Annotated in this window: 9 protein-coding genes; all 9 read left to right on the top strand. The window is 42.7% G+C overall.

Translation table 11 applies throughout. The features are described from left to right. The first annotated feature begins 94 nt into the window (after nt 1-94). The 9 genes from CA598_RS05250 to CA598_RS05290 all read left to right on the top strand — a co-directional run bounded on the left by CA598_RS05250 (nt 95) and on the right by CA598_RS05290 (nt 11,411). On the top strand, nt 95-1,450 hold the full coding sequence (locus CA598_RS05250) for an ABC transporter substrate-binding protein (RefSeq protein WP_094868589.1): 1,356 nt from the start codon (nt 95-97) through the stop codon (nt 1,448-1,450). Between the two features lie 200 nt (nt 1,451-1,650). Continuing rightward, nucleotides 1,651-2,604: a carbohydrate ABC transporter permease gene (locus tag CA598_RS05255; RefSeq protein WP_094875707.1), complete on the top strand. Its 954-nt coding sequence runs from the start codon at nt 1,651-1,653 to the stop codon at nt 2,602-2,604. Further along, nucleotides 2,601-3,464, top strand: coding sequence for a carbohydrate ABC transporter permease (locus CA598_RS05260; RefSeq protein ID WP_094868591.1), 864 nt, complete (start codon nt 2,601-2,603; stop codon nt 3,462-3,464). Before CA598_RS05255 ends, CA598_RS05260 begins: the two co-directional genes overlap by 4 nt. A gap of 83 nt (nt 3,465-3,547) precedes the next feature. Then, nucleotides 3,548-5,272, top strand: coding sequence for a cache domain-containing sensor histidine kinase (locus CA598_RS05265; RefSeq protein ID WP_094875709.1), 1,725 nt, complete (start codon nt 3,548-3,550; stop codon nt 5,270-5,272). A gap of 33 nt (nt 5,273-5,305) precedes the next feature. Beyond that, nucleotides 5,306-6,652, top strand: a complete 1,347-nt coding sequence (locus tag CA598_RS05270) for an ABC transporter substrate-binding protein (protein WP_094868593.1) — start codon at nt 5,306-5,308, stop codon at nt 6,650-6,652. Nucleotides 6,653-6,668: 16 nt separating this feature from the next. Further along, nucleotides 6,669-8,267, top strand: coding sequence for a response regulator (locus CA598_RS05275; RefSeq protein WP_094875711.1), 1,599 nt, complete (start codon nt 6,669-6,671; stop codon nt 8,265-8,267). Nucleotides 8,268-8,437: 170 nt separating this feature from the next. Continuing rightward, on the top strand, nt 8,438-9,511 hold the full coding sequence (gene desA / locus CA598_RS05280; protein WP_094875713.1) for a Delta(5) desaturase DesA: 1,074 nt from the start codon (nt 8,438-8,440) through the stop codon (nt 9,509-9,511). A 161-nt stretch (nt 9,512-9,672) separates the two neighbouring features. Beyond that, nucleotides 9,673-10,809, top strand: a complete 1,137-nt coding sequence (locus tag CA598_RS05285) for a sensor histidine kinase (RefSeq protein WP_094868661.1) — start codon at nt 9,673-9,675, stop codon at nt 10,807-10,809. Continuing rightward, the gene (locus CA598_RS05290) at nt 10,809-11,411 is read left to right on the top strand and encodes a response regulator transcription factor (protein WP_042126995.1); all 603 of its coding nucleotides are present in this window, start codon (nt 10,809-10,811) and stop codon (nt 11,409-11,411) included. Before CA598_RS05285 ends, CA598_RS05290 begins: the two co-directional genes overlap by 1 nt. Nucleotides 11,412-11,484: the final 73 nt, after the last annotated feature.

Raw genomic sequence — 11,484 nt, forward strand, 5'->3', positions numbered from 1 at the left:
CCACCATAAATCGGAAGTTTACCTCCTCAAAAAAAGAAAATAAACCCTGTACACTAAATCTTGTAAGAGAAACCTTTGAAAGGGGTACAGGGGAATGAATAAAGTAAAACACTTGGCACTTTCGTTAGTCGCTATCATGCTTGTAGGTTCACTGGCAGCATGCGGAGGCAACAACGCCGAGAACAACGCATCAAGTAAAAATACAGGTAACAACGCAGCAAGCACAAGTGAACCAACAAAAGATGAGGGTACTGAGCCTGCTGAGAAAATTGAACTTTCTTTCTGGACACTCGGCAACGTGAACTACGAGGATCTAGCGAAGGAGTATACGAAGGAACATCCAAACGTAACGATCAAGGTTCAAAATACGGGTGACCAAACGGCTCATCATAATAATTTGACCACAGCTTTATCGGCGGGGTCGGGTGCACCAGATATTTTCCAGCTTGAAATCGGTTTCATGGAGCGCTTTATCAATGCACAGGATAAATTCTATAACCTGAATGATCTTGGAGCCAAAGATATTCAAGCGAACTATTTGGATTGGAAATGGAAACAAGCCTCTTCCGTAGATGGCAGCTTCCAGTTGGGTTTACCAACAGATATCGGTCCGACCGTTGTTTATTACAGAACAGATTTGGCGGAAGCAGCCGGATTGCCAAGTGACCCGGAAGGATTCGGCGGAGCCATTGATACATGGGACAAATTCGCTGCTGTAGCCAAAGCTTTCAAGGAAAAGACAGGTAAGCCTTTTGTAGATCTTACAGATCTTACCTTTAATGCATTGCGTGACCAATCCGCGGATGAAATCTACTTCAGCAAAGCGGATGGCAGCTTTATCGGAGACACCAACCCGCAAGTTCGCAAAGCTTATGATTTTACGGTTAAAGGTATCCAAGAAGGTTGGATCAGCAATCTAATGCTCTGGTCTCCAGAATGGGGCCAAGGAATGAACGATGGATCTTTTGCAGTCGTCATGGGACCGGCTTGGATGGCGGGAAATGTTAAGAGTAATGCTCCAGATACTACTGGAAAATGGAAAATCGCACAGCTTCCTGAAGGTGCTGGTAACTGGGGTGGTTCATTCCTGACCCTGCCTAAAGAAGGTAAACACTCGAAAGAAGCTTATGATTTCATCGCTTGGATGGATAACAAGGATAATCAACTGGAATCCTTCAAGACAAAAGGGTTGATGCCTTCCATTCCTGCCCTGTACGAAGATCCTGCATTCGTAGATTTCAAGGATGAATTCTTCGGTGGTCAACAAACCGCAGTTGAATTTGGTAAAGCAGCTAATCGTGTAAAACCGGTATACTACGGTCCACTTCATGACCAAACCGATACCTTCTTCAAAAATGCACTGAAAAACGTGTTGGAGAAAAAGGCTGATCCGGCTAAAGAGTGGGATGAAGCTGTTAAACAAGCGAAGAAGCTAGCTGAACGCAGCTAAGACTTCTAACAGAAAGCGCGCAATGCCTTGAAGGTCCGGATTCATAGAGAACAGTATTCTCTGTGAATTCGGATTTAATTATAAGAAAGTATAAGTTTCACGCAATACTTTATGCTTTAATTCTCGCATAAACGATTACCGTCCTTATAAGGACGCCGAAGACGTTTTGCTTGATACGTTAGATTACCTGGAGGTGTGTCATGGCTGAGCCTGTTATTGCAAGTCCGCATGCCGAGAGCAAACGACCGTTTTTAACGGAACAAAGAAGGAGCCGCATCACCGCTTATACATTCATCTCTCCTTTTTTTATTCTGTTCTCGATATTTGGACTATATCCGATCTTCTTTACGATCTACCTTTCATTTTTTAAATGGGATGCCTTGAATCCTATGAAATTCGTAGGAATGAAAAATTATGAGCTGGTCACAAGCGACCCTACCTTTTGGATTTCTTTTAGCAACACGTTAATTATGGGACTGCTTGGTACGATTCCACAGATCCTATTGGCACTTTTGATTGCTGTATTGTTGAATTCGGGGATGACCCGGTTCAAAAAAACGTTCCGGGTTCTCTTTTTCATGCCGAATATTACTTCGATCGTTGCGGTTACCCTGGTGTTTAGCACACTGTTCGGGAATAACGGGATGATCAACTGGTTGCTCAACGGTCTAGGGCTAGATAGTGTGGCCTTCAACTCTGGCTGGTGGGGAGTCAAAATCGCGATTTCAACTATGGTGATGTGGCGCTGGACAGGGTATAATGCCATTATTTTTCTATCAGGACTTCAAAGTATTCCTACAGATTTGTATGAAGCAGCCCGAATTGATGGAGCGAACAGAAGGCAACAATTAACCTTCATTACATTACCACTACTAAAGCCATTTATCGTATTCGTTACCTTGCTCTCGACCATAGGTGCGCTGCAGTTGTTTACTGAACCTTATGTATTCTTGGGGCAATCAGGAACGGGATCTACCCGTCAGGAAGGAATCACTATGGTTACTTATTTGTACAGTGAGGCATTCCGCAATGGATTCTTTGGTACGGCGGCGGCTACAGCAGTTCTACTATTTGTGGTCACAATCATATTCTCTGTCCTTAATATGCTGGTTTCAAGCCGCATGGGTGGAGATACAGGAGGGGGTAAAGCGTGAGTACTGTGCGTCTATTAAAAAAAGATCCGGATGATCTTGGGATTTTCGGCAAAGTAGGGTTTTATCTCATTCTGATTCTTGGTGCACTTGTGTCCATCTTTCCTTTTTACTGGATGTTTGTAGTTGGCACAAATGATAGGGGCGCAGTATTCCATGTCCCCCCTTTGCTTACGGTTGGAAACCAATTTTTTGATAATTTCCAGCGGGTTCTGGATAAAACGGATTTCTTCCAAGCCCTTGGAAACTCATTATTCGTCTCGTCTATGGTAACCATATCGGTCGTATTTTTCTGTACATTGGCTGGTTATGCTTTTGCTAAATATGAATTCCCGTTTAAAAATATTCTTTTCTACTTTGTAATTGCTACTCTATTTGTACCCCAGCAGCTTGGTGTGTTACCTACTTATGTCATTATGGCCAAGCTCCACTGGATCGACTCCTTTAAGGCGCTGATTGTTCCGGCAATGGTTAATGCTTTTGGGATCTTTTGGATGCGGCAGTATATCTCTACAGCTGTACATACAGAACTGATCGAAGCTGGACGGATTGATGGCGGAGGACATTTCCGGATTTTCTGGAACATCGCCATTCCAGTGATCACTCCAGCTATGGCAACACTAGGCATACTGAATTTTATGACCGTATGGAATGACTTTTTTTGGCCTTTGGTCGTGTTAAAGAACCAAGAACATTTTACAATACAAATCGCGCTCCAACAGTTATTCTCCAATCGTGACGGTCTGGATTATGGAATGATCATGTCAGCTACGTTTACGGCGACCTTGCCATTGCTAATCGTCTTCTTGTTATTTAGTCGTTGGGTAATTGCGGGGCTTACTTCAGGAGCTATCAAGAGCTGATCTTACTTTTAGGTCTTTACAGGGAATAGGCGGTTTCGTGAAGAATACTAGAGAACAGAGACAGCAGGGGGAAGGGGAATACCATGAAGCTCCGCCGGAAAATCTTGTTCGCTATTATTCTTCTCGTCTTTATTCCAGTGATCCTGATGGGGATCGTCACATATGTTAATTTCTCCAACGCTATGGAGAAAAAATCAAGCAACTTCTACTGGGTTTCACTGCTCGAAACGGATCGAAAGCTCAAATTCGCACTTAGCGAAATCTCCTCGATCACAAATGCTGCAATCACACAACCGGTTATTCAACAATCGCTTAAGCAGACTAATTTTGTGCTCACTTATGATCGCAAGCAGGAGCTCAACAATTTGCTGATTAATCATCCGATGATTACTTCATTTAGTTTATATGGCAAAGATCGGCTGCTCTATCAATACAATGCACCGATGTCCTTTGAGGACATGAAGAAGCAGAGTTGGTTTAATGCGATGGAAAGTGCGGAGGGGCGCCCTGTATGGTCAGGACCCGGTGAGAATGGTTCAGCATTATCCGGCCATCCGGTACTTGTGCAAGCCAGAGTGATCAAAGATTATTATTCACTTGAAGATATCGGCTATTTGGTCGTTAACGTAAAACCCGATTTACTAGATCAGATTTTTTGGGAGGCAGCAACTCTGAAGAAGGGGGATATTCTGCTAGTGAACAAGCTAGGGAATATAGTTTTTAACAAATCCGGTGAACATATAGGGCAGCGCACCGAGTTCCCTTTTTTAGAAAATGATTATGCTAAGGAACAAAACTATTACATAGACAACTATCAGGGGGAAAAATCACTCATAACCTTCCTTCCTTCACATAATAAAGACTGGTATTTGGCAGCGATTACACCAATGAATCTAATCTCTTCGGAATCCATTTCTATCCGCAATATTGCGATTATTTTGAGTACGGTTTCATTGTTATCGGCGATTTTATTTGACCGCTATTTTGTTAGAAGACTCGTTTATAGCATTAATAGCGCAGTCAACGGGATGAAGCGGGTGAAGCAAGGGATATTTACACCTATCACTACACGTTATCGTGCGGATGATGAAAGTGATTTTCTGATTGATGGCTTTAACCGAATGAGCTCACAGATCAGCGAGTTAATCGTACAGGTGCAGACGGAGCAGGGGCGGAAGAAGGAAGCAGAAATGCAGGCCTTAATGGCGCAGATTAATCCTCATTTTATTTATAATTCACTTGAATCAATTAATTCAATGGCTGTGCTGCAAGGCAATAAAGATATTAGTAAAATGGTCATTTCACTCGGCAAGCTGCTGCGAATTAGCATTAGTCAGAATCAAGAGCTGATACCACTGCAAATGGAGTTTGAGCATGTTCGCCATTATCTGGATATTCAGAAGTTCCGTTTCGAGGATAAATTTTCGTATATTATAAATCTTCCTGAGAATCTTAGAACGTTTATGACTCAAAAGCTGATTGTTCAGCCCATTGTAGAGAATGCATTGTACCATGCGATTGAGCCGATGGAGGACCCTGGAATTATAGAAATCACAGCCTATGAAATGGGTACGGATATGATCATTATCGTAAAAGATAACGGTCCGGGCTTCGACTTAGCCAAGATGATGAATCTATGGGATAACGAGGGAGGCGGCCAGAAGAAATATAGTGACAGTGGTGTAGGGCTTAAGAATGTTCATGAGCGCCTGATTATCAGATTCGGCAGTCCATATGGCTTACTTGTGTGTTCATCCCCTGGATTTGGTTCAACGATTCGAATCCGAATACCAAAAATACTGCCATAATCGATCATACAGAGGAAACAGGGGGAGATTGACATGAAGTGGTTATTGAAGTGGGGCTGGATGTGGATATATCTAGTCTTGATATCTGGCGCTGTTCTATTTATTACTTTAGGAGATCATGAACCGATTGAAGATAATTCACCAGAAAAAATAACGCTGACTTTCCGTCACTTCTGGATCAAAGAGCATGATCGGCCACTGCTGGCTATCTTTGAAGAGATCGTGGATAAATACCAAATTGCGCATCCAAATATAAAAGTTAATTTCGAAGGGTTAGACCAGACGATACATCGTGAACAAAAGCTGAAAAGTGAGATGGTTACTGGCACGCCACCAGATATGTTTGTATTATTTGGTGGGGCCGAAATAGAGCCATATGTGCGTTCTAATCGTCTTGTTGATCTGACTGACTTTGTCCGAGAGAACGGTCTAACCAATCAATTCAAGGATCTGCATCTATGGACCTTTGATAACCATATTTATGGATTGCCCATTGAAGGAAACGCTGAACCACTGTATTACAATAAGACTATATTCAATAAGCTGGGTCTAGGGGCGCCTACAACGCTGCAAGAACTCGATGATGTCATACTGGGGCTCAAGGCTGGAGGATACATTCCCTTTGCACTCGGGAATGAGGATCGCTGGCCCGCCGGGATTTTTGCACATTATTTAATGGATCGTTATGCTGGCTCCGAGCTGATCCAGAAGCTAATCACAGGTGAAGATCAAGCGAGCTTTCAGAATGAGGCCTATTTAAAGGCTTTTGAGCATTTGGATCAATGGATAAAAGAAGGTGCTTTTAGTTCCAAGTCTAATGATCTTTCAACTGAAAATGCAGTAAGTTTGTTTGCAAGCGGTAAGGCTGCAATGTATTTAAACGGGAACTGGGATATCAATTTATTTTCTGGAAGTGCGGCTCCAGCTGATTTTCAGAATGAGGTAGGCGTTATTCCATTTCCTGCCTTGAAGCAAGGAGAGGAGCCTTCGATTGCGGGAGGTTACACCATTGGCATTGGTCTTTCCTCCGAACTAAATGGAGCTAAACGGGAAGCTGCTTTGGATCTTATGAAGGCTTTTTACACGCAGGAAGTTCAGACCCGAATTGTATATGAAGGACTGAGAATTCCATCCATTCGTATCGCTTTTGATCCGGAGAAGACCGGTCCGGTATTCGCGCAAGTGATGGAAATGATGGAAGTGAACCGCAAGAGCTTTGTGCCTTACGATAACGTATTATCACCTGAAGTTAAGAAAATGTTCCTAAGTGTCATCGAAAAAATGATTAACGAAGAAATGTCTGCAGATCATGCTTTAAAGCTAGTGCAGGCATCATCGATGGAATACTGGAATCTGATCCAAAACTCAAGTGTTCAATAAGCATGGAGGTGCTGGAATGGATGAGATAGAAGAGAAATATAAAGTACTGCTCGTAGATGATGAGCCGATTATTCTTCGTAGTCTAAAGGTAGCTATTCCATGGGATGATCTCCAGATGGAAATTGTGGGAGAGGCTCGAAATGGAGAACAAGCCCTCCGCTTAATAGAAGAAACTACACCGCATATTATAATCAGCGATATCCGTATGCCTGTGATTGACGGAATCACTTTGATGAAGGAAGTATTGCCAAAGAATGCTAAGCTGGTATTTATTTTTATAAGTGGATACGGGGAGTTCGAATATGCGAGAGAAGCTTTGCGTCAAGGAGCCTTTGATTATTTACTAAAACCTATCGATCATGACGAACTGGTTGAAATGCTATACCGAGCGAAAACAAGACTGGATGACCAAAGAGAGAACGACCAGATGCTGCATTCCGTGCAGATGCTGTCAATGCTCGCTCGTGAACGGATGTTTGCTGAAATCACTCTGGGAAATGCAAGACCGCTAGAGCATCTGAAATGGCTGGAAAATAGCGAACTTGAAGATGGCTATTTCATGGCTGTTGTCCAATTGGATGATTATTCTGCGTTGACCGGGCAGTGGAGTGTGGAAGAAAAACGACTGTGGCTGTTTGCGATCCGTAATATTGTTGAAGAGTGGTCCCTGGAGCATGGAGTACTTACAGTCTTCCCTTTTCATAACGGAGAGTGGGTATTGCTCTTCCCTGGATCTCTAAGCGCGAGCAGAAGAGAACTCGGTGAACTATTGATTACAGGGATCAAAAGATATTCCAAGCTAAGCTGCTCAGTAGGGATTAGCCGCTGTACACAAGGCATTGATCAATTAAGCACAGTGTATCCTTTGGCTGCAAAAGCTTTGTATCAACGTTTCTATTCTGGACTTGCCGGGGTGTTCATAGATGAGGAAACAGCCTTCGCAGGCAATACAGAAGTGAAGTATCCAAAAGAGCTGGAGACCTCGCTGATCGAGAGTATTCGTACTTTAAATAGAAACCAAATGTCTTCCTTATTTGATGAGACGGCACTATATATTGAAGCATTAGCTATTCCTAAGGAGATTGCAGAACGACTTCTGGTGGAGATGGTTGTTGTGCTATACAGACATTTTGAACATTTGGTTCTTCATTCGGATTGGTCTCTACATGGATTATTAAGCAAGCTACACCATTTGGGTACGTTGAGTGAAATGATGTCTGCATTAAAGGAAGAATTTGGGGAGCGACTGGATCAAGGAAGCAAACCTGTGAATCGTGAGGACACACGCAGTGCTATCGAGAAGACGAAACGGTATATCGAGAGTAATTACCATAAAGATTTAAGTATTGAAGAAGTATCGGAGCTTGCCGACCTTAGTGTCAGTCATTTTTGTACATTATTTAAACAAATAACAGGCTATACCTTCCTAGAGTATGTTACGCGTTGTCGAATGGAGAAAGCGAAGTATATATTGCAAAGTAGTAATGTGAAGGTGTATCAGATCGCTCCGCTTGTGGGTTATCAGGATTCACGGTATTTTACCCAGGTCTTCAAGAAAGCTAGTGGTCAGACACCTACGGAATACCGAGAAGAGCATGCGAGGCAGGTCAATTAGCGAAGAAGTACATGGATTGATTAGCAAAAGGGATGAAAATAGGGCATAAGTATGACAATTATCATACCCTTTACTTGATGTTTGTGACTTATAGGATGACACTTTATCTCCTATACTTAGAATAGATAAAAAGATCCTTAGCCAGACACATCAAGGAGGAAACGATAAAGATGACTACAAAACAGACATCACAGCTCTCCAGTCTTAAAAAAAGTGTAGCCCCTTACGAAAAAAACGACCGCAACGCGAGCATAAGACAGCTCATTAATACTTTAGGGCCACTTGTGCTGTTATGGGGCGGAGCGTATTTCTCTTTATCCGTTTCCTACTGGCTCACCCTATTGTTGGCCATTCCTGCAGCAGGATTTGTAATTCGAACTTTTATTATTTTTCATGATTGTACGCATGGTTCATTCTTTAAGAACCGTAAAGCAAATGACATTATCGGAACGATCACAGGTGTATTAACGCTTGTTCCTTATCGACAGTGGAAGCATAGCCATTCTATTCATCATGCCAGCTCTAGTAACCTCGATAAAAGAGGGATTGGCGATATATGGATTATGACTGTTGACGAATATGAAGCAGCTTCTTTCTGGAAACGTCTTTACTACCGTATTTACCGTAATCCGATCGTGATGTTCGGAATAGGACCTATCGCTGTATTTATGATCCAGTATCGCTTTAATGCCAAAGGCGCAAGACGTAAAGAACGGATGAATACCTATTTAACAAATGTATCTATTGCAGCTCTCTATGGTTTGCTTATTTGGGCGATCGGCTGGCAGGCCTTTATCATGGTGCAATTGCCTATCGCTTTTGTATCTGGTTTTCTCGGAATATGGTTGTTCTATGTTCAGCATCAGTTCGAGGATTCTTACTTCGAGAATGAATCGGAGTGGAGTTATGTTATGGCTGCAGTAGAGGGAAGTTCATATTACAAGCTACCTAAGCTATTGCAATGGATTACAGGGAACATCGGGTTCCACCATGTCCATCATTTAAGTCCGAAGGTACCCAACTATAATTTAGAAAAAGCACATAATGCCACGCCACCCTTGCAAAAAGCGACGACTATAACACTTAGTTCTAGCTTGAAGGCTCTACACTTCCGTCTTTGGGACGAAGAGAATAAGTGCTTTATCAGCTTTAAACAGATGAAGTCGAGACTAAACCAACCTAAGGTAGCAGCTGCAGCAGCAGAAGTCCTACAAGTTCATAAGACTAGACTCCAAGGAGAATAAATATTATAGGTTCGAACAAAATAGCAGTATAAAGAAAGGTTAGAGCCGGAGAAATCATTCGTGGCTCTAATCTTTTTCTATTTGGGGTAGTGAAACAACAGATTTCCACTGAATTTATGCTAGAATAAGGAGAGTAATGTATGGTGAAAAGGAGAGCGGTCATGCAAAAGTGGCATCATATTTTTCATAAAAGCACAGGTCTCAGCCCTTATGTGTGGGTCGTTTTTTACATTCTACCGTTTTATTTTATATTTCGCTCCTCCTCAACCTATCAAGTAGTTTGGGGAATCTTGATGATCGCTGTATTTTTTGTTTGTTATGTACTTTCTTTTGTATCTAAGGGCTGGTTGGTTTATTTTTGGACGAGTGTTCAAATTATAGTGTCTATAACGATGACGCTTTTGTTCGGATATATGTATTTTGCACTTTTCCTAGCCTTTTTTATTGGGAACATACAGAATCGAGTGGGTTTCTTCACACTGTACTCTATTCATCTGTTAACTACGATCATTACGATTAATTATGAGCTGCTATCGCGTAATTCAGTGTTTATTAGTCAGCTACCGTTTGTGCTTGTAAGTATGATTGCAGTGATTCTACTTCCAATTAGTACCTATAACCGAAATAATCAAGGCAAGTTGCAAGATCAATTGGAGGATGCGAACAAGCGGATATCCGAACTCGTTAAACTTGAAGAACGGCAACGGATTTCGCGAGATCTTCATGATACTTTAGGTCAGAAGCTTTCATTAATAGGTCTGAAGAGTGACTTGGCAGGAAAGCTAATCGACTCTAATCCTATCCAAGCAAAAGCAGAGATCAATGATGTACGACAAACGGCGAGAAGTGCGCTGAAAGAGGTTCGGGAAATGGTTACGCGAATGCGCGGCATTCGGCTTGAAGATGAACTTATCCATATTCAGCAGTTTCTTGCAGCTGCGGAAATTGATTTTACATTGGAAGGAAATCCGAAGCTAACCAATACCTCATTGATTACGGAAAATGTACTTAGCATGTGTATAAAGGAAGCAGTCACTAATGTTGTGAAGCACAGTGGAGCGCAAGCCTGCTCTATTCTGATTAAGCCCTCTCGAACGGATTTAGTCATAAAAGTGCAAGATGACGGGAAAGGAATACCTGGGAACGATCTTTATTTTAAAGGTCACGGGCTGCAAGGTATGAGAGAACGTCTTGAATTTGTAAATGGCTGTATGGATATTGTGAGAGATAGCGGGACTACAATTGTGATTAAAGTACCCAATGCATTTAAGCATCAGGAACCGGAGGTCATCCTATAATGATAAAAATTGTAATCGCTGAGGATCAACGAATGCTACTCGGGGCGCTGGCCTCTTTGCTTGATTTAGAAGAGGATATGAAGGTTGTGGGCCGAGCAAGCAATGGGGAAGAAGCTGTTGCCATGGTTCAGCAGCTTAAGCCGGATATCTGCATTATGGATATTGAGATGCCGGCGATGAGTGGTCTCGACGCTGCTGAAGCCTTGAAGAATAGCGGCTGCAAAACGATGATATTAACGACCTTTGCTCGGGCAGGATATTTCGAACGTGCGCTCAAGGCGGGGGTTCACGCTTATTTACTGAAGGACAGTCCTAGTGAAGAGCTGGCACTCTCTATCCGGAATGTTATGGCAGGCAGACGCATGTATGCACCGGAGCTGATGGATGAAGCCTACAGCGGTGAAGTGAATCCATTGACTCAGCGGGAGAAGGAAGTGCTCGGCCTGATCGCCGATGGTAAAAATACGAAAGAAATTGCCAGTGAGCTGTACATTACTACCGGTACCGTACGAAATTACATCTCAGTTATCCTTGATAAGCTGGATGTGGGGAATCGGATTGAAGCGATCACTCGCTTTAAGGAAAAAGGCTGGTTTAAATGAGCGCGGGGAAGTAAGGATTAGTTGGTGAAAGCTGGTAGCTGCCCGCTGAGCGCTGGTCGCTGAGCGCTGGTCG

This window comes from Paenibacillus sp. VTT E-133291 (assembly GCF_002264395.1).
In the GTDB taxonomy this organism is placed as follows: Bacteria; Bacillota; Bacilli; order Paenibacillales; family Paenibacillaceae; genus Paenibacillus_AQ; species Paenibacillus_AQ nitricinens.

Excerpts from the sequence above, each read along its gene's own strand:
- CA598_RS05250 (WP_094868589.1), top strand. The coding sequence starts at position 95 with ATGAATAAAGTAAAACACTTGGCACTTTCGTTAGTCGCTATCATGCTT.
- CA598_RS05255 (WP_094875707.1), top strand. The coding sequence starts at position 1,651 with ATGGCTGAGCCTGTTATTGCAAGTCCGCATGCCGAGAGCAAACGACCG.
- CA598_RS05265 (WP_094875709.1), top strand. The coding sequence starts at position 3,548 with ATGAAGCTCCGCCGGAAAATCTTGTTCGCTATTATTCTTCTCGTCTTT.
- CA598_RS05270 (WP_094868593.1), top strand. The coding sequence starts at position 5,306 with ATGAAGTGGTTATTGAAGTGGGGCTGGATGTGGATATATCTAGTCTTG.
- CA598_RS05275 (WP_094875711.1), top strand. The coding sequence starts at position 6,669 with ATGGATGAGATAGAAGAGAAATATAAAGTACTGCTCGTAGATGATGAG.
- desA (WP_094875713.1), top strand. The coding sequence starts at position 8,438 with ATGACTACAAAACAGACATCACAGCTCTCCAGTCTTAAAAAAAGTGTA.
- CA598_RS05285 (WP_094868661.1), top strand. The coding sequence starts at position 9,673 with ATGCAAAAGTGGCATCATATTTTTCATAAAAGCACAGGTCTCAGCCCT.
- CA598_RS05290 (WP_042126995.1), top strand. The coding sequence starts at position 10,809 with ATGATAAAAATTGTAATCGCTGAGGATCAACGAATGCTACTCGGGGCG.